We start from the raw sequence: 19,070 nt of genomic DNA, 5'->3' as shown, positions 1-19,070 counted from the left end.
ACGGTGGGCTGGCGCGTCAGCCTTTTATTGCGCCAGCCCACCGTAAACCGAATACCGTAAATCGTAAATTATCTGGCTGTCCAGCCGCCATCAACGGTTAGCATCGAACCAACCATATAGCTTCCGGCATCACTGGCCAGGAATATGGCGGCTCCCTGAATTTCGCGCAAATGACCCCAGCGGCCTAAAGCCGTTGCGCCCACCACAAACTTTTTACCTTCTTCGGTGTCGGCAATGGGCAGGTTCATCTCGGTCAGGAACGGACCTGGGCAAATGGCATTGACGTTGATATTAAACGGAGCCAGTTCCAGCGCCAGGGCACGCGTCATCTGAACAACAGCCCCTTTGCTGGATGTGTACGGCGTTCGATTAGACAAACCAACCAGGCCGAGCGTACTGGCCAGGTTGATAATACTACCTCGTCCGGCTTTTTTCATAAATGGCGTTACAGCCCTGCAACACAGCCAGGTACCCGTTACGTTCACCTCCATCACCTTAGTAAAATCGTCTGGTGTTAGCTCATCAATGGGCCCTCGAATGTTGATTCCGGCACTGTTGATGAGAATATCGATCTGGCCAAACGTATCCATTGCCTGTTGAGCCATTGCTTCCGTTTGCTCCTGATTGGCAATGTCGGCACTAAAGGAAATGGCTGTAATACCAAAATCCTCGCTTAGTTCCTGCGCGGCTTTTGCCCCTTCCTCCGCATTACGGTTAACCAGCATCACATTGGCACCTGCCGAAGCCAGCCCGGCGGCCATCGCTAAACCTAACCCTTTTGAGCCACCGGTAATGATGGCCGATTTTCCACTCAGATTGAATTGACTAATTCCTGGAAGTATTTCTTTACTCATGTTTTGGATTGGTGTTTCCCGCAGAAATAAACTGTGCTTTAGCTATCACTGCGCGAACCTATTTAGTTGAGTCCTAATGTATCCTTACTGTATTTGATGCAGGCAATTATATTGTCGTTTTCCAGCGCCAATTTACCATCTGGGCTTAGCTGATTAACTCTGGGTAGTCCGCCGGGATATTTATGTTCCCGCACCATCCGTAGCATTCGGGCAAGATCGGAGCCGGGTACGGAGCCCATCGTTTCCCAATAGGCATTGGTCAAACAGGGTATTTCCAGTGGGTCGCGCGTGATCATTTCCAGGCTGAACGTACCAGATGGATTGCTCTTCTGGCAGATTTCAACCATCTTTTTCAGGTCCAGAATACCCTTTCCCATAGGCACTTCTGATAGCAGAAATCCATTGGGGTATTCCTCCAACGCCATGTCTTTAACATGCGTACTGAACACGTAAGGAGCTAACGTCTGCACAACCTCCATAGGATCTTCCAGTAGCGCCATGCTATTGCCAAAATCGAGAGTTACGCCAATCCATTCGCTATTGACCTGTTTCAGGAGATTTACCAGGTCAGGTGCGCGCCAGTCTTTATGGTTTTCGACGCCCAATTTGACTTTGTACTTGCGCAGAACGGGCTCGGCCAATTGCAACGAAGCCAGAGCGTTTTTTTTCAACTCGTCGAAGGCCGCGGGAGAATGGTAGGTTTCATACCGTCGGCCACTCGAACAAACGGTTCGTAGCACATGCGCTCCAGCTTCTCGTGCATTGATCACGTCCTGCTCAAATTTTGGAACGTCCTCGGTTTTTTTGGGTAAACCAATCGACCCTTCCAGATAGAGGCCTAACTTCTCACGCTTCTCGCGTACCTTTTTGGCGAAATCGGCTGACCAGCCATTGACAATCACCTGAACACCACCTGCTCCGAGCTGACTGCAATGATCTAACAGTTCAAGGGCGTTGGTGAAAGCCGGATACTTCTGGCTTTCCACTTTTGAGTTCCACCGCATCCAGTAGGAGTGTACCACAATGCCCATCCGCTTATCGGCAAAGAATTCCGGGACTGTAGGAAAGGATAACGCCATGGCCCCAACGGAGGCTTTCTGCATAAAATCTCGTCTATCCATTTTGGTAAAGGTCAAGTATTGTCATTGATGGTCAGGCGTGGTCATTGGTTGTCAAGAATTGTCATTCGTCGTCAGCCATTGTCGTGCGTTTTTCGATAAACTAACCTGCCACGCTCAGCAATACATGACTACGAATGACAATTCTTGACAATCAATGACTTTTTTATTTCGCACTGGCGGCTTGTGTCTCCAGAATATATTTATTCAACTCTTTAGCCGTCCAGGGCACTACACGTCCCTGGGCTAAAACGCGGGTCATACCCACCGTCCGTTTGCCAATCGGGCCCGCGTTGTTTCCCCATTCGTTTCGGATATACATCAGGATAGACGTGATCGACGCGTCGTCCATGGTGGAGTGAGAGGGCATAACCGGGAGTATTTCGGGGGCATCGTAGACTCGCTTGTTTATTTCGACAGGCCCTTCCATCCCGTGAAGCAGGACTAATGCCAGTCTTTTTTCGTCGCCCAACACCCAGTCTGATCCAATTAAAGGCGGGCCAAATCGAGAGAGTCCAGCTCCATCCGTACCATGACAACCCGAACAGGTATTCAGGTAAAGCTGTCTGCCAGAGGCAAATAGTTTTTGCTCCTCGTCATTTAGCAGACTCTTTTTCACTGAGCTGCTTTTTGCCGCTACGTGCCCTGGCCATTCAAACATCGTTTCCAGGGATGCCAGTCGGGATGGATCAATTTTGGCACTGGATTTGGCTAACAAGTTGGGAGCAGCAGCAAGTTTTATCGGCTTCATTTTGCTGCTCCCCGCAATAGACATGCTGGTCAGTATGGCTTTCTCCTGCCAGCCAAACGATTCTTTATGACTGTCTAAAAGCGTTAATAATGCCGTCAACTCGGCAGGGTTTCGCTTTCGAACAATGGAGGTCGTCAGCATCTCCAGAAAAATTTCTTTCGCAGGTTCATGCGTCTGCCATTGTGGGGATTTAACCAGACGCTGTAATAAGGCAAACTCCTGATCCTGAAGGCTACTCATGGCTGCATCCCGAATCAGAGCCGATTCGCCATATCGCCCGACAATGTTCGCCAGGAGTTGCTGGGCAATGGGTTGGTCGAGCACACCAGCCGTAAAGGTCATCTGTAAGATAAGCTCAATGGGCGCGTTTTCCCATCTGCTTAGTAGTTGCTCGCCCAATTTAGCCCGAACGGTTTTATCTGTTTTCGCGAACGGCTCGAGTAGCCGAAGTGCCGTTGAACTAACAAGCGCGTTCTGATCCGCAACCAAGCCAGCCAGTACATCGGGTTTACTGAGTTTTAGTCCATCCAGCGTCCATAAAGCATGGAAACGTCCCTGGGGCTGATCACCTTTCAACGCCAGATTTGTTAAAGCCGGGCCAACTTTCTTATCATTCTTATCAATTAATAAATGCTGGGCCATATCCCGATGCCAACCGTCGGGGTTCGACAATTCAGCGATAAGTTCATCCGGTGATTCATCCGACAGTTTCTTCGTCTTTTGGGCTTTCCAGTTTTGCGGAACAATGCGCCAGATACGTCCCCGATTGACTGGTTTATCTAGTTCACGGGCAAGTGTCTGCTCCTTCAGGTAGGGTGTTACATACGCCTTATGCTGGATAAGTCCACGATACATATCAGCGATATAAAGGGCTCCATCCGGCCCAGAAGCCATATGAACGGGTCGAAACCGCTCATCCGTCGACGCCAGGAATTCGGTGCCAGGGTGCGGGTCATGCGCTGTAATCAGCAGCCCTTTTTCTTCCACCACATTGCGTTTAATGAGATTACCGGCGGGTTCGCAGACGAACGCATTGCCATAATAGGCCGCAGGCAGGGCTGTTCCCCGGTAGGCAAGTGGCGAGCAAGCGGCCGTAAATTCCAGCAAGTGCCCTTCTTTATCCAGCGTTCCAGGTATATACCCCCGGTTCACCGCCGGATTAGGTCGGATCGGGTACACCCGACGGTCAATGGTCAGTCCGTAGTCGATACCAGTCGTTGGTTTGTGGTTTTTGTTTCGGGACAGGTAATTGGGTGCCACCAGATCGGCATGAAGCTGGGACCAGTTATAGTTATAAAACAACCGGCCTTTGTCATCATAGCTGATTCCCCATTGTCCACGAAATTCGGTACTGTCCTTTTGCCACTGGGTCGCGCCAGGCTTTCCGTCCATCAGCTTATACCGAAGACGTGATTTCGCGCTGTAGTACCAGTTATCCAACCCACGCCAGAGACCATTGGGTGCATGTTCGGGTAGCCCACTAGCCGCATAGGTTGGATCAACAACGGTTTTTGTATCCGCTTTCAGATCACCATTCAGGTCTTTCGTAAGCCATAAGGCCCCGTTTTCAGCAATCAGTACTCCTCCTGGCACAAAGGCCATAGCTCGGGGCATAACCAGACTATCGAGGTAAATCTTGCTGACATCCATCTGGCCATCGCCATTCGTATCTTCGAGCACCGAAACGCGCCCAACGGGTTTGTCTTCACCGTCGCCGTTGATATCGGCCATGAAACCACGCATTTCAACCACCCAGAGTCGGCCATGTTCATCGAAGGTGATGGCAACCGGGTCCTGAACCATTGGCTCAGACGCAACAAGTTGAATAGAAAGGCCCGGTTCAAGCTGAAACGTGGCCTGTTCTTGGGCTGGCGTTTTTACTGGCGAGGGGCCCTCTTTCAGCCTAGTTCGTACGTTCGTTTTAAAGCTGAGCAGACACAACAGGCCAGCACTAATCAAGCTAATGTAATAAGCGGGCTTAACCATGAGGCAGAAATTGGCATTATAGGATGATAAAGCATTATTAAGAAGATACTACTTACATTCCATATCGATATTGGACGCTTTTGCAAAACTTAATTGGTCTCTGAGACGGGTTGTTGAATGGCGTTGTTTATACGTGTTTCGGGAAACTTTACCTTCATTCAAAAGCCAGCGAAAACTATATGTGTATTTTGACCGTAGTTTTACTGATTTACTTGTTCTAAGATTCTGGTAGATTCTATTTTGAAAGAGTATTCCTATGAAATCCGGCATGCGCCTATGAGTCAACGCACTACTGTTATCCCTATTTTTCTGTTTGCGCTCCTGCAGGTGGTGACGATCAGCGTGGCTAGTGCATCAGAAACACTTTATTATATTGTCAGGAAAGCGGATTGGCTTGCCCAGTCGACAAAGAGTAGTTACCACCCTGCGATCTTTTCCAGCGACGGCTTTATTCCTCTTTTAACACCCGAACAGGTGATTCCGACAGCTCGTGCTCTTTATAAGGCTCAGAACGATTTGCTTCTAGTGAAACTCGCGGTGTCGGCTGCTGACCCTCGCTTGAAATGGGATCGTGTTCCCGGCATCAACGTCTCACTCCCGCACTACTATGGCGATCTTTCGCGAACATTGGTGAAGAAGGTATATCCCTTTCTACCCAATAAGGATGGGAACTTCAACTTGCCCAGAGAGCCTTTCCTCAAACGACTCAGCGCTAAGTTAATCCCTAACAGCCTTGTCAATAAATTTCTCAGTTACCAGGAATGGCAGAACCCTGAGCGGTTTCATAAACTTCAGATCCGGAATTTCCAGCGGCCTAAAGTCCAGCTTCAGTGGTGGTATTTCGATTTTTTTCTCCAGGATGGTAGCTCTGTCGTGATGGCGTTCATTCCGCAACACTGGTGGGAAGAAAGTAGCCCCGACAAGGCGAAAAATTCAGTGTTTACGATCTCACTTAAAACAAAAGAAGGCGTTGTAAAACGATTTACAACCACGGTTCCTCAGTCGAAACTGAAAACCTCAGCCAACCACCTGGAAATTCCATCCCATTTAGTGATTCGGGCAATTGGCGACTCTGATAATAACCAGTTCTTGATTCAGGTAAATTTCCCGGAAGTAACCGGTACGTTTACAATTACACCCACGCAACCTCCATTTGCCGCTTTCCCAACGGGTGTAATGCCTGGATTCCTGCACACTGTACTAACCGGAGCACCTGTAAATTCACCAGGCTTCAGCTATGTTTCCCAGATTCCTAACAGTACCGTTTCTGGATCACTTTCTTGGGGCGACTTTCAATCCCAACTTTCAGGGCAGGCATATCATGAACAAGGCAGGCTGGACGATACGCCTGCACGTCAGGGAGGAAGCTGGACCTGGTATCACTTTGCGGGCGATGGCTGGAATATTTTCGGGACCCCAGGTAGCTATATATACCTTCAGCAGGGCGATCAGATTATACGATCCGGCTTCCACCTGATTAGCAAGGAATACACCCTGACAAACAGAACCTATGCCAGCCCCGATCATACCAAACTGCTAACGGGTGGAGAGATTTCCTTTCATCATGACAACCTCACATTTCGGCTGATAATGAGCCCTGCTGAGGCCGAAACCCTGGTTTGCTTTCCCTCCCCTAACCCGAGCCAGGTTTGGGGAACGGTTGGGGGGACAGCCACGCTTTCGATTTCGGATGGGGCAGCAACGAACGTAATTGAAGGCCACATGTTTCTGGAGAGTTGCTCGTGGGAAACCTATACGGAAACCCTAAAGAAGTGAAATCTCTTTTTTAGAGCCCCGACGAAGTAAACAAAAGAGCAAAAATCATCTATTTTGTTTGCTTGGTCTGATTCAGTAAATTTGTCAATAGCCGTAAACGCTTACTTCGATGCAATTGCCCCTACACATACCCCAAATCGATCACTTCACCGATGAGGAATTAGTCCGGTTCTGCCTGGCCAATCCTGAACTGAACATTGAGCGTGATGAGAACGGGATTTTGTACATTAACATGTCTCCAACCCACCTTCTGACGAGTTCTAACAACAGTGAACTAAATACCGAATTCGGTATCTGGAACCGTAAAACCAAAGCTGGCAAAGTAATTGATTCAAGCGGTGGTTTCTTCCTAAAAGATAAGTCGATGAAAGCCCCTGACGTAGCCTGGATTCGGCGGGAACGATGGGATGCGTTAAGTAAAAAAGAGAAACACTCATTTCCATACCTGGCTCCTGACTTTGTCCTGGAACTAGCCAGTGACTCTGACAATCTGCACGCTGTTAAAGCAAAAATGGAAAAATGGATTTTGAATGGAGTCCGATTGGCATGGCTTGTTTCTCCCGATGAAAAACTAACCTACATCTACCGTCCGAACCAATCTACAGAAACAAAACTCTTCACCGAAAAACTTTCCGGTGAAGAGGTACTGGTAGGTTTTGAAACGGTGCTGGCGGAGATTTTAGAAGAGTAATTTATACCTGCACAAGCTGAATATTATTTCCGCAGGTATCATCAAATACAGCCAGAGTTACCGGGCCCATCGTTGTCGGCTTCATACTGAATACCACGCCAAGTTTTATTAACCGTTCATAGTCAAGCTGGACATCGTCTACATTGAACGCAGTCAATGGAATTCCGGCGTCGAACAAGGCTTTTTGGTAGACTCTGGCGGGCTCGAAAGCCATAGGTTCAAGGAGTAACTCGACACCGTCTCTCTCCTCGCCTGATACAACGGTCAGCCATTTATGTTCACCCAGTGGAACCTCTGTTTTTTTCACAAAACCCAGTACCTCCGTATAAAACGCAAGGGCCTTTTCTTGATCATCCACCAATAGGCTCGTTACTTTAATCTTCATCCTTTTTCAATTTTTCTTGTGCGAAATCATTGCTGGCTGGCACTCATGTAGCCTTACCAACCGAGACCGCAAAGATCAGAACGAAATTAAATAGACACTTCTCGAAAATTGCTATTTCGCTCTATCAATACGATTACGATTGGATACAGCCTTCTCGATAAATGCAGTAGGCGTTGAACCCGTCATCTTTTTAAAAAGCCCTGTAAATGAACTTGTGCTCTCAAAGCCAACCGCAAAACAGACGTCCTGAACGGGTTTGTCGATCCGTAAAAGCTGTTTCGCTTTGTCAATCCGGACGGTTGTCAGGTATTGATATGGGGTTTGACCGTACATGTTTTTAAAGAGTCGGATGAAATGGAATTTTGAGAACGACGCTTCCTGAGCAATAGCATCAAGATTTAAACTACGTTCCAATTGGCTGTCCATAAACAGCTTTGCCCGAATTATCTGGTTGCACAAATCCTCGTTTGCGTAGAGTTCATCTCTCATTTTCAGGACCTGCTGATGGTAGAAAGTCATGTTTGATAAACGCGGTTATTAGCTGATTTCTTTGTCTACACTACCAATTACACAAAACCCGCCAGACCTCATGCCCAGCGGGTTTGTGTAGTTTGACAAACAAGTTTATTGCGCCACTGGCATCAACCGGAACATACAGATGACCATCGGGATTTAACTTGACGTTGCGAAGGCGATCAATGTTCTTAAACAGCCACCAGATCTTTACGCTCTCCAATTTGTTGCCGCCACATGGCATAATAAAGGCCTTTTTGTGCTAATAACTCGCTATGACGCCCCTGCTCAACCACATGGCCCTGTTCCAGTACAAAAATCCGGTCGGCGTGTAGAATGGTGCTCAGCCGGTGCGCGATCAGGATCGTGATGTGTCGGCGCGAACCCGATAAGTCGCGAACGGTTCGACCAATTTCTTCTTCGGTCAGTGAGTCAAGTGCCGATGTGGCTTCGTCGAACACCAGTAAAGCAGGTTTCCGGAGTAGCGCACGGGCAATGCTCAACCGTTGTTTTTCGCCCCCGGACACTTTTACCCCGCCTTCGCCAATAACCGTATCGAGCCCTAGCGGAGCTCGGGAAAGCAGCGAGTCGGCAGCTGCCTGATGTAAAGCTGTCAGGCATTCTTCATCGGTGGCATTTGGAGCTACGAAGCGAAGGTTTTCGCGGATGGTTCCGGCAAAAAGCTGCGTATCCTGCGTCACAAAGCCGATTTGCTCGCGTAACTCATCCAGGTTTACCTCAGAGCCGGGAATACCATTGTACAAAATCTGGCCACTCAGCGGTTTGTACAAACCAACCAGTAGCTTCACAAGTGTCGTTTTCCCTGAACCACTGGGGCCCACAAAGGCTACGGTCTCTCCAACCTCCGCGTCGAAGGAAATACCATCCAGAGCGGGTTTATCAGCAGTGAGGTGCTTAAAATGAACGTCCTCAAAGGCAAGTGTTTTGAGGGTCTTAACGGGTTGAGGATGGACGGGTTGCACATCCCGGGGCGTATCCAGGATTTGCTGGAAATTAGCCAGCGAGGCTTCCGTTTCGCGGTAAACATTGATGATGTTGCCCAGTTCCTGCAAGGGACCGAAAATGGCGAACGAATAGATGAACAGGGAGAAAAACTCACCCACGGTAATCTTACCCTGCACCACCAGAAATAGCATAAGCAGCATGATGGCATTGCGGAGCAAGTTCACAAACGTTCCCTGAATGAAGGACAGCGACCGGATGTAGCGTACTTTTTTGAGTTCCAGCTTCAGGATTTTTCCGGTCGTGGCATTGAGCCGTTCGGTTTCCTGTTGGGCCAAACCAAGGCTTTTTACTAACTCAATATTGCGCAGACTCTCGGTCGTTGAACCCGCCAGCGCAGTAGTTTCGGCTACAATCGTTTTCTGAACGGTCTTGATTTTTTTGCTTAGCAGCGAACTCACAAAACCCAGCAGCGGGATAGTCAGAAAATAAGCGGGTGCAATAGGCCAGTACACTGTGGCAGCATACCACATCACGAAAACAATGCCCACAACCGATGTAAATAGTACATTCACAAACGATTGAATTAACTTTTCAACATCAGTTCGAACTTTCTGTAACTTCCCTAGTGTCTCGCCCGATCGCTGATCTTCAAATACCTGGTAGGGGAGGTCGAGTGAGTGACGAAGGCCATCGGTATAGAGTTGTGCACCCAGCCGCTGGGTAATTACGTTTACATAATAATCCTGGAAGTTTTTGGCGATGCGACTCACCATTGCCACGCCCAGTGCCTGCAAAATCAGGAGCCCAGCCCCGTTTTTCAGGAATCCCCAGAACCCTAACGGCCGGAGTGTGCCGCCCGGTTTAACGACGTACTGATCAATGATTTTGCGGAAGATATACGGATCGAGCAGCGAGAAAATCTGATTGATTGCTGCTAATAAGAGCGCAAGAGCCAAGAGGCCCCAATAACGCCGTAAATAACTGTAAAGTAGTTGCATAAATGAGTTGGTGGTAGAGCAAGACGTTGATGAACCGGGCGTACATACTACCGGACTGCCTTCATGAATGAAACACAAAAAGGAGCATTTTAGGTCATCTAAATGGTGGTTTAACCGCAAAGAGCGCAAAGATTTCGCAAAGGACGCGAAGCAATATTTCTTTGCAATCTTTGCGATACCTTTGCGCTCTTTGCGGTTAAGCCACCCCTTTATTTCATGAAAAACACCTTTCTACTCCTTTTTGCTCTCGGTCTATTAACGGCTTGTGGTGGAAACTCTGAAAAGAAACAGGACGCCACTGTCCAATCTACCACCACCACTACAGATTCCACGGCGGCACCAGCCCCCAAACCCAAGAACTGCCAATCGGTTGTTGACGCGGATAAATTAGGCAAAGCGGATGTGTATCAGGAGTCGGGTAAATCGCTAAAAGTCACGTTGACACTCGATCAGGACACCAGTTCCATACAGGCGTCCACTGGATGCTATTTCGACAATGCTATTACGGTGCTGGCCACAAAAAAATCAGGAAGTCAACAATTTAAGCGGACGTTACTCAAAGACGATCTACTCTACTTTACCAAAAGCGACGACGCCATCAAGCAGTCCATCCTGCAAAAAGTCATCTACAAACCCACCTTCAACGGCCAGCGTTACATCACGCTGACTATGCATCTACTGAACCCAGACAGCAAAAAGACGATGGATTTTACGCTGTTCATGAACTACTTCGGGGAGATTGTGAAGGTGAAGTGAGGAGGGATTGTACAAGCTTCAGCAAACGGTTTAGGAGGTAAACGCTTATTATCTCAGCACCTATTTATTCGATCAACGTCGAAACAATTCTGTCACAGTCATCTGCAACTCAGGCAAAGCAGGGGCTGCGCTTAACACATCGTTGTCGGTACAAATGGTAACCGTTTTGGGTGAGGTATAAACGTATACTGTATAATCATCCGGGAAAACAAGCCAGACATTCTGTACACCCGCTTGAAAATACTCATGTAGTTTTTTTATGTACTTCCGGGCATCGTCATTTTCTGAAACAATTTCAGCTACAAAGCTGGGCATTATAGGATCGCGTTTTTTTGATGCGGCAATTTGTTCACTTGTGTAGAAAGAGAGATCAGGTCGGCGCATTTGTTTTTCTGAAACCCAAACCTCAATTTCCGGCATCAGTTCTGCATCATTCTGATAAGCCATCGTTTGGGCAAAACGTCGTGTTATACGCTGAATTATTGCCATTTCCTCTTGTCTCATGCCAGTGGTGGGCTCAAGTACGCCGTTGCTGAATTCATAGACGTAATTATCGTCAGACTCCCAGCCTAGAAAATCCGCCTTCGTCATGATATTACCGGCGTACTTTGGAATCCCATAGCGCTCATTGCGTACTTCGACTATAGTTGCCATGTTTATGCGTCTTTCGACCAAAGATAAACAAAAAAACACCGGACGTCTCCGCCCGGCGTAACCGAAAAGTGTAAACCGAAAACCGTATACCTTAAATCGCTCCCGCTTTAATTTCATCCACCACCGCAGGATCAAGTAGCGTCGAGGTATCGCCTAAATTACCCGTGTCCCCCTCCGCAATTTTACGCAGAATTCGGCGCATGATTTTGCCGGAGCGCGTTTTGGGTAAGCCCGTTACGAACTGGATTTTGTCGGGCTTGGCGATAGGCCCAATGACACGGGTTACGGTCGCCAGAATGTCGCGCTTGGTTAGTTCGGCATCATGACCATCGGGTTGCTGATCCGTAATTACGTATGCATAAATGCCCTGGCCTTTGATGTCGTGCGGGTAACCGACTACGGCGCTCTCCACCACGCCTGTGTGCATATTAATGGCGTTTTCGACTTCGGCTGTGCCAATGCGGTGGCCCGAAACATTCAACACATCGTCGACTCGACCCGTGATGCGGTAATACCCATCTTCATCTCGCAGGCAACCATCACCGGTAAAGTATAAGCCCGGATAAGTCGCGAAGTAGGTTTGGCGGCAGCGTTCGTGGTCACCGTAGGTGGTACGCAGAATGCCTGGCCAGGGGAACTTCATGCAGAGATTACCACTCACACCATTCCCTTCAATTTCCTTCCCGTTTTCATCCACCAGAATTGGCTGAACGCCCGGTAGTGGAAGTGTAGCAAAGGTTGGTTTAGTTTTGGTAATGCCTGCCAGGGGCGAAATCAGGATGCCACCGGTTTCAGTTTGCCACCAGGTATCGACAATCGGGCAGCGATTTTTGCCGATGTGATCATCATACCAATGCCAGGCTTCTTCATTGATCGGTTCACCGACCGAGCCCAATACCTGCAAACTACTCAGGTCATGATTCTCCACTTTGTCCAGGCCAAAACCCATCAACGACCGAATGGCCGTTGGTGCCGTGTAGAGAATATTGACGTTATGTTTGTCCGTGATGTCCCAGAATCGACCACAATCAGGATAGGTGGGTACCCCTTCAAAAATCACCGAAGTCGCGCCAGATGCCAGCGGGCCGTATACAATATAACTGTGTCCGGTAATCCAGCCAATGTCGGCGGTGCAGAAAAACACCTGGCCGGGTTCATATTGAAATACATTCTGGAAGGTATAAGTAGCATAAACCATGTAACCTCCGCAGGTATGCACAACGCCTTTTGGCTTGCCCGTTGAGCCGGATGTGTACAGAATGAACAGCATATCTTCGGCGTCCATTTCTTCGGCAGGGCAATCGGCAGTCACCTGCTTCAGTTCCTGCTCCCACCAGATGTCGCGACCTTTCAGCATCGATACGGGTGTGCGGGTGCGCGTCATAACGATCACTTTCTGAACGCTTGGGCAACCAATCAGGGCATCGTCTACGGTACTTTTGAGCGGTATTTCTTTATTTCCCCGGTAAGAACCATCAGCCGTAACGACCACTTTACATTGTGCATCATTGATCCGGTCTGCAATGCTTTGCGCCGAAAAACCACCAAATACCACCGAGTGGACAGCCCCTATACGAGCGCAGGCCAGCACCGCAATAGCCAGTTCGGGCACCATCGGCATGTAAATACACACTCGGTCACCCTTCACAACGCCATTGCGTTTCAGCACATTGGCAAAGCGGCACACCTGATCGTGCAACATCCGATAGGTAAGTGTAACGCCCGCTTCATTCGGATCGTTGGGTTCCCAGATAATAGCTGGCTGATCACCTCGCTCAGCCAGGTGTCGGTCGAGGCAGTTTTCAGTAATATTAAGTTTGCCGCCAATGAACCACTTGATATTGGGTTCGTTGAAGTTCCATTGCAGGGTTTTGGTCCAGGGTTTACGCCACTGAAAATTCTGGGCAATTTCGGCCCAGAACTCCTCGGGATCATCAACACTTTTCTGATAAGCAGTTTGGTACTCGTCAAAGGTTCGGATACGCATAATGATTAATGAGCGAAAGAGTGAATGAGCGAATGAATAAAATCGCACACGCAAAAAGGTGGCGCAAATCTATTCACTCTTTCATTCTTTCCCTCTTTCACTCTCTAGATTTATATTCTCCATCCAGCGCATATTTCCCAAACAGGATCAATCCGCCCACAACAATAGGTACGAGCACGCAGAGGATTACCCAGCCGAATACACGGTCTTCGAGTTTGTCGCTGCCAATTTTGGTCAGACTATCGGTAATGCGATCATAGCCGACATAAATACCGAGAAGTATCCAGATAATGCCGAAGTATTTTTTGAGTGAATCCATATGTTTTATGTTTATGGTTTTCAGTATTTGGTTTATGGTGGCTGACGCATCTGTAGTCTCGTGCGTCGGCCACCGTAAACCAAATACTAAAAACCGTTAATCCTCTGCCGTCGTATAACTCTTGTTGTTCAAATACACCAGTCCAATCACAAAACAAACACCGGCTACCAGAATCGGGTACCAGAGTCCTTCCAGATAAGGTTTCGCCACAGAACCTGGTACCGTTTCATTGGCTTTGGTAGCCGTCGCAACCAGGGCTGTTGCAATGAATGGGGTTAGTCCCCCAAAAATACCGTTGCCAATATGGTACGGTAAGGACATGGAGGTGTAGCGAATCCGGGTTGGAAACAACTCGACCAGAAACGCAGCCACAGGGCCATATACCATCGTGACATACACGACCTGCACAAATATCAGGAGTACCATCAGCCAGAAACTAGCTCGGGGTAATGTGACAGATTTTGTCAGTTCTGGCTTGCCCGGTTGACCTTTGGGTGTTGCCGTAACGGTTTTTTCGATGTCTTTCGCAATTAACCCATCTTCATAAAAATGAGTTGTCGTCATAGTCACCAATGTGCCTCCATTGTCCAGCTTTGCCAGCTTTCGGTCAATCGTTTGGGCATCAACGAACTCCTGTCTCTGGGTTAAGTCGGCCAGACTGTATAGCTTATCATAAATTGGCCGGTACGTCAGGATACCCAGTGCCATACCGGCCAGCATAATCGGCTTACGGCCAATTCGATCCGACCATCCACCAAAAACAATAAAAAAGGGCGTTGCGGCCAGTAACGCAATCGCGACGATCATATTCGACTGCACAAACTCAATGTTGCAGGCTTTCTGGATAAACGACAGCGCATAAAACTGACCGGTATACCAGATAACCCCCTGACCCGCCGTGGCTCCAAACAAGGCTAGCAACACCATTTTCAGGTTTTGTTTCTTGCCAAAACTCTCGGCCAGCGGATTTTTTGAGAGCGTACCTTCCGTTTTTAGTTTGGAAAACAAAGGCGATTCGGCCATACGTAGTCGAATGACAATGGATACGCCCACCAACACAATCGACAATAGAAACGGCACCCGCCAGCCCCAGTCCGAAAATTTATCGACGCCCAATGATTCCCGCGTGAGCATAATCACGCCCAGCGATACAAATAAGCCTAATGTCGCAGTTGTCTGGATAAAACTTGTGTAATAACCTCGTCGGCCTGCGGGTGCGTACTCTGCCACATAGGTAGCCGCTCCGCCATATTCGCCCCCAAGTGCTAATCCCTGGATTAATCGAAGCAACAGAACCAGTAAGGGCGCCCAGTAACCGATGGTCGCATAACCCGGTATCAGCCCAATGGCAAACGTTGAGCCCCCCATCAGAACCAGCGTTACTAAAAAGGTGTATTTCCGGCCAACCAGATCGCCCAATCGCCCGAATACCAGAGCACCAAATGGGCGTACAACGAAGCCAGCGGCAAAGGTTGCCAGAGTAGAAAGTAAGGCCGCCGTGGGGTTATCTTTTGGAAAAAACTGCGATGATAGAATAGCCGCCAGGCTACCGAAGATATAGAAATCGTACCATTCGATGAGTGTGCCAACGGACGAGGCCGAGATGACACTAAACAGGGTTCGACTATCAACAAGTGGTTTCGCTTTGGCTCGATGTTTAGCCATACATTAAGAGTAGAAGGAAGACGTATAGGCTGGTAAAGCGGTTCGTGAAGAGTTTTTACCGTAAAATTTAAACACGGAGAAAACAGAGATCACTGAGTTTTAAAAAACTTTGTGTTCTTCGTGTATCCTCTGTTTTCTCCGTGTTTAGAAAAATTAAGGGGCCAGCCGTTCAATCTGCCAGTTTCCATCTACGATTTTATAGCGAATCCGATCATGCAGTCGGCTGGGGCGACCTTGCCAGAATTCGATGGCATCGGGTAGAACCCGAAAACCACCCCAATAAGGCGGTCGGGGAACGGGTTTATGGGCAAACTGGGCTTCCAATTCACGCTGGCGATCTTCCAATACATCACGGCTGTCGATCACATTACTCTGGTGCGATACCCATGCTCCAATCTGACTCCCACGCGGGCGGCTGCTAAAGTAAGCGTCTGATTCTTCGGGCCTTACTTTCTCTACTACACCTTCAATACGAATCTGACGTTCAAGTTCGGGATAAAAAAAAGTGAGTGTTGCGAACGGATGTTGCGTAAGTTCACGACCTTTTCTGCTTTCATAATTTGTATAGAAAGCAAACCCTTCATTCGACACATCTTTCAACAGAACGATTCGTCCATCCGGACGACCCTCTGCCGTCACGGTGCTGAGATGCATGGCATTGGGCTCCGGAACCCCAGCTTGTAACGCAGCATCGAACCATTGCCGGAACTGAGTAATCGGATCTGGGGCAACGTCGGCAGTGTCTAAACCGCTTAATGTGTATTCATTACGTAAGTCACTGATAGCTGATGACATTCTGTGGGCTTGTTTAAAGGCTGTACTAGAAGAAAATTCGCATTTTATCGTACTTTTGCAAAAGTAATCGGTACGTTCCCAACATGGCAAACCAAGAACAGGAAATTAACCAGCAGCCAGAAACCACCAAAGAGGCTAATGGATCGCTGGCAGTGCATATTCCCGAAGATACCACAACACCCGCTGTGGTCACCCCTGATGCATCCATCGAGGGTAGTGAGGCTACGCCAGAATTGGCCGAAGCCGAACCAGCATTGACTGCCGAAACGCAGCCTGATGCAGTGGGTGATCCTACTATAACAACGCCCTCAACGGATACGCCTGTCGACAGTAGTGAATCTATCGTTTCTTCGGACAACAGTACCGAGGCAGCTGAGGTTGCCCCGACTGATACGGCTGTGCCCGTAGCTGAAACCCCAGAAGTTGAAGCTAGTGCTGAGCCATCTCCTGAAACACCCAGCGAGCCAACGGCAGTCAGTGCGCCTGTACAGGAGCCGGTTGCCGAAACTGATGATACCTCTGTTACTGAGGAAGCGACTGTTGAGGCCCCTGCTGTAGAAGCGACTGCGCCCGAATCCCCGGTTTCACCAGAAATCAGTGAGGAAATTTCAGCACAGTATGCCGACGTGTCAGATGTTGACGATGACGCGTCGAGTCACTCTGCCGTTGATTATAGCCAGTTTACTAAGTCGGATTTTGTTAATCTGCTCGAGACACAAATGGCGGCCATTAGTACGGCCTCTGTTACCCCCGGCGATTTTAAGAAAGCGGATCTGGTGTTGAAGGAGGTTAAGCCGTTGTTCGATCAGATGAAGCGGGCGGAGCGGGAAGCAGCCCTACAGGCTTATGTGGCTGAAACAGGTGCTGAAGAAGGTTTTGAGTACAAATATGATGATGCTGTTTCCCGGTTCGATGAGCTGTATAAGCTGATCAAGAGCCAGAAAAATACATACTTCCAGAATTTAGATAAGGCTAAGGAAACCAACTTCGCATCGAAAACGGAGTTGCTGACCCGCCTGCGTGAACTGGTTGAAACCGATGAAAACAACGCCGGTGATCCTAAAGTAAGCTGGAACGAGTTCAAGAAAATTCAGGACGATTGGAAATCGGCCGGAAACATGAACTCGCCCCACAACGCTACCCTTTGGGCAACTTACCATGCGTTGGTTGATCGGTATTACAGCAATCGTAATATCTACTTTGAATTAAAAGAGCTTGACCGCAAACGCAATACCAGCCTGAAAACGGAGGTTATTGAAAAGGTCGAAGCCATGGCGAAATCATCGGAGGAAACGCCCGTAACCCGGCAAACCATCGATGAGGCCAATGCGTTATTTGAAGAATATAAGCACATTGGTCCTGCTCCAAAAGCAGAACAGGAAGTGCTTTGGGGTCGGATGAAAGCCGCTCTGGATGTCCTGTACGATAAACGTCGTGGACAGACAAACGAGCAACGGAAAGAGTCGGCCCAATTGTATGAAGAGAAATCAGCGATCTATGAAGAACTAGTACCCATTACCTCGTTTGCGTCGAACAGTATTAATGACTGGAACGACAAAACCAAGGCGGTGATGGCCCTTCAGGATCGTTGGAATGCCATTAAAGGCCCGATGCCCCGCGAGGAAGGCAAGGAACTCAGCAAAAAATTCTGGGCTGCGTTAAAGACATTCTTCCATAATAAAGGCGAATTTTTCCGCCAGCTGGAAAGCAAGCGGGAAGAAAATCTGCGGGCTAAAGTTCAACTCTGCGAGCAGGTTGAAGGAATTCTGGCTGCTGGCGAAGAGTCGCCCGAGATTACGCAGACCGTCATTGAGCTACAGCGTCAATGGAAGAATATCGGTCAGGTTCCTGAGAAGCAGAAGAATACTATTTTCGACCGGTTCAAAGCCGCCTGTGATGCGTTCTTCAATAAAAAGCGCTCGAAAAATCAGGAAACCGAACGCGAGTTTGAAGGCAACCTTACACAAAAAATTGCCCTCATCGAACGGATCGAAGCCGCGGCCAACGCCAACGCCGACTTGTCTCAGTTGAATGAGTTCAAGAAGGAATGGAACGCCATTGGCTTTGTCCCGAAAAAGGACATGCAGTCGACGCAGAAGCGTTATATCAACGCAGTAAATGCACTGGTTGGCGCAACAGGCAAGATTCCGGCCAAAGATAAGGAACGGATTATGCTTCAGAGTGAAGCCGAAGCAACCCGTCCTGGTGGTTCCCGGAACAGCGGTGGTGGCGGTGGACGCGATCGCGATCGGGATTTCAATCGGGGTGGTGGCGACGCTGGCAACAAACGCGAGAGCGATATCCGTCGGCGCATTACGGCCATCGAAAACGACATTGCGACCTATCGGAATAATATTGAGTTCTTCGCCCGGTCGAAGAATGCCGATAAACTTCGTGCGGATATCGATAAGAAAATTGCTGAAGCTGAAAAGCAATTAGACGACCTTCGGCATCAGTTGCGCGTAGCTCAGGCATAAGGTAGAGATCGTTTGACAACTAAAAAGAGTGGTCTGGTTATAAATCTGGCCACTCTTTTTAGTTTTTTTCTAGAACTAGTTTGCACAAAAGTCTCTAATTCCTTACTTTTGCATCACGATTCGGAAACGAGTCGATTGATTGTTGCCAGTGTCGGATAGCGGTCGATTCCGCCTGATTTGTAATCAGGATGCGCAAGCGCGTCGGGGGTTCGAATCCCTCCACTGGCTCACTGATAATCAGCCACTTAACAAAAATGTTAAGTGGCTTTTTTATGTACTTGCAATATGCTTCCGCCGAGTCGCTCAATGCGAAAATAATGGATCAGTTCCAAAAGTTGTGGAGGGCATTGTATTTTTTTAGGTTTGTGAATTAATCAAA

General features: G+C 48.5%; 15 protein-coding genes and 1 tRNA gene. 5 read left to right on the top strand and 11 right to left on the bottom strand.

Translation table 11 applies throughout. The features are described from left to right. Positions 1-68 precede the first annotated feature (68 nt). From ACYVGO_RS33750 to ACYVGO_RS33740, 3 genes are all read right to left on the bottom strand, one after another. Positions 69-854 (bottom strand): SDR family NAD(P)-dependent oxidoreductase, encoded by a 786-nt coding sequence (locus tag ACYVGO_RS33750; RefSeq protein ID WP_460973125.1) that lies wholly within the window; start codon positions 852-854, stop codon positions 69-71. 62 nt (positions 855-916) lie between these two features. Continuing rightward, on the bottom strand, positions 917-1,975 hold the full coding sequence (locus ACYVGO_RS33745) for a sugar phosphate isomerase/epimerase family protein (protein WP_142773719.1): 1,059 nt from the start codon (positions 1,973-1,975) through the stop codon (positions 917-919). 163 nt (positions 1,976-2,138) lie between these two features. After that, positions 2,139-4,709: a DUF7133 domain-containing protein gene (locus tag ACYVGO_RS33740; RefSeq protein WP_460973124.1), complete on the bottom strand. Its 2,571-nt coding sequence runs from the start codon at positions 4,707-4,709 to the stop codon at positions 2,139-2,141. A gap of 276 nt (positions 4,710-4,985) precedes the next feature. Here ACYVGO_RS33740 and ACYVGO_RS33735 point away from each other — a divergent pair, with 276 nt between their 5' ends. After that, entirely contained in the window at positions 4,986-6,485 is a 1,500-nt protein-coding gene (locus ACYVGO_RS33735; protein WP_460973123.1) for a DUF952 domain-containing protein, read from the top strand. Positions 6,486-6,594: 109 nt separating this feature from the next. Next, on the top strand, positions 6,595-7,176 hold the full coding sequence (locus ACYVGO_RS33730) for a Uma2 family endonuclease (RefSeq protein ID WP_460973122.1): 582 nt from the start codon (positions 6,595-6,597) through the stop codon (positions 7,174-7,176). A gap of 1 nt (position 7,177) precedes the next feature. On the opposite strand, the gene ACYVGO_RS33725 is transcribed toward ACYVGO_RS33730, so the two are convergent. The 3 genes from ACYVGO_RS33725 to ACYVGO_RS33715 all read right to left on the bottom strand — a co-directional run bounded on the left by ACYVGO_RS33725 (position 7,178) and on the right by ACYVGO_RS33715 (position 10,038). Continuing rightward, entirely contained in the window at positions 7,178-7,561 is a 384-nt protein-coding gene (locus tag ACYVGO_RS33725; RefSeq protein WP_460973121.1) for a VOC family protein, read from the bottom strand. A 111-nt stretch (positions 7,562-7,672) separates the two neighbouring features. Beyond that, on the bottom strand, positions 7,673-8,080 hold the full coding sequence (locus ACYVGO_RS33720) for a helix-turn-helix domain-containing protein (protein WP_460973120.1): 408 nt from the start codon (positions 8,078-8,080) through the stop codon (positions 7,673-7,675). A 185-nt stretch (positions 8,081-8,265) separates the two neighbouring features. Beyond that, positions 8,266-10,038, bottom strand: coding sequence for an ABC transporter ATP-binding protein (locus tag ACYVGO_RS33715; protein ID WP_142773725.1), 1,773 nt, complete (start codon positions 10,036-10,038; stop codon positions 8,266-8,268). A 216-nt stretch (positions 10,039-10,254) separates the two neighbouring features. Between ACYVGO_RS33715 and ACYVGO_RS33710 the strand changes: the two genes are divergently transcribed. Further along, positions 10,255-10,794, top strand: coding sequence for a hypothetical protein (locus ACYVGO_RS33710; RefSeq protein ID WP_460973119.1), 540 nt, complete (start codon positions 10,255-10,257; stop codon positions 10,792-10,794). Positions 10,795-10,866: 72 nt separating this feature from the next. Here the strand turns inward: ACYVGO_RS33710 and ACYVGO_RS33705 are convergent, their stop codons facing one another. From ACYVGO_RS33705 to pdxH, 5 genes are all read right to left on the bottom strand, one after another. Further along, entirely contained in the window at positions 10,867-11,448 is a 582-nt protein-coding gene (locus ACYVGO_RS33705) for a Uma2 family endonuclease (RefSeq protein WP_460973118.1), read from the bottom strand. A 91-nt stretch (positions 11,449-11,539) separates the two neighbouring features. Next, a complete protein-coding gene (gene acs / locus ACYVGO_RS33700) occupies positions 11,540-13,435 on the bottom strand; it encodes an acetate--CoA ligase (protein WP_460973117.1) in 1,896 nt (631 codons plus the stop codon). 97 nt (positions 13,436-13,532) lie between these two features. Beyond that, positions 13,533-13,754: a DUF6814 family protein gene (locus ACYVGO_RS33695; RefSeq protein ID WP_460973116.1), complete on the bottom strand. Its 222-nt coding sequence runs from the start codon at positions 13,752-13,754 to the stop codon at positions 13,533-13,535. Positions 13,755-13,850: 96 nt separating this feature from the next. Then, on the bottom strand, positions 13,851-15,419 hold the full coding sequence (locus tag ACYVGO_RS33690; protein WP_460973115.1) for an MFS transporter: 1,569 nt from the start codon (positions 15,417-15,419) through the stop codon (positions 13,851-13,853). A 153-nt stretch (positions 15,420-15,572) separates the two neighbouring features. Next, entirely contained in the window at positions 15,573-16,214 is a 642-nt protein-coding gene (pdxH, locus tag ACYVGO_RS33685; protein WP_460973114.1) for a pyridoxamine 5'-phosphate oxidase, read from the bottom strand. A gap of 83 nt (positions 16,215-16,297) precedes the next feature. Between pdxH and ACYVGO_RS33680 the strand changes: the two genes are divergently transcribed. Together ACYVGO_RS33680 and ACYVGO_RS33675 are read left to right on the top strand one after the other, a co-directional pair. Then, a complete protein-coding gene (locus ACYVGO_RS33680; RefSeq protein WP_460973113.1) occupies positions 16,298-18,691 on the top strand; it encodes a DUF349 domain-containing protein in 2,394 nt (797 codons plus the stop codon). Positions 18,692-18,835: 144 nt separating this feature from the next. After that, positions 18,836-18,919 (top strand) — tRNA-Thr (locus tag ACYVGO_RS33675). Positions 18,920-19,070 lie beyond the last annotated feature (151 nt).

Source organism: Spirosoma migulaei (assembly GCF_054776855.1).
Note: the sequence above shows the minus strand (reverse complement) of the source record. Positions and strands in the feature narration are given on the sequence as shown.